Genomic DNA, 603 nt, shown 5'->3' with positions numbered 1-603 from the left:
GTTTAAGGGGGACGCCAATGGCCCAAGCTACTTCGATCAAGAAAACGCCTGACCCGACCTTCAGCGAGTTGTTTGTGTTTGGCCGCGATAAAACGGGGCGAGAACGAGGCGCGAGATTTCTCTCCTCGACTGAATTTGCGGTCCGGGCTGCTACCGAAGACGGCTACAAAGCGGTCAGTCATCCGCCCCTCGGTTTTGCGGAAATCGCGATGGACTTGCCCTTAGGCCAGGTCAGTCCAACAGGGCGGCTCTCTATTCCTATCATACAAACCAAGCTGTTCCGCTCTGTAATGTCTGCTGAACGCCAGATTGAGCAAATGAAGCACGCCGAGCTTCACGGGATCGCCTCATCTAATCTGCTCAGTATAGTCGGGGCGCAAGAGCCCAGCGGAGCTGAGTTGCCAGCTTATCCGACAATGCCTCAAAGTTGGGGGGCGATCGGTATCGGTGATCTCGTTTTGATTCACGGCGGCCCAGAGATTGGGTGGTGGGACGCGGTTGTCGTGGATCGCATTGAAGATGTCCTGAAGCTGCTGCTGCGCAACGACCCTTGGGAGGGTGTGTTCTATCGTCATCGGAATGCCGTCGCGCTGATCAATTCCG

The 603-nt window shown here is 56.1% G+C and carries 1 protein-coding gene; it reads left to right on the top strand.

Annotated elements, in window-relative coordinates:
* Window positions 1–17 precede the first annotated feature (17 nt).
* Window positions 18–603 (top strand): hypothetical protein (locus tag AC1DS5_RS25270; RefSeq protein ID WP_477720990.1); only part of this gene is annotated, 586 nt, incomplete at its 3' end.

Source organism: Polaromonas sp. P4_H1, from assembly GCF_056400945.1.
This window is presented reverse-complemented; position numbering and strand designations above follow the sequence as displayed.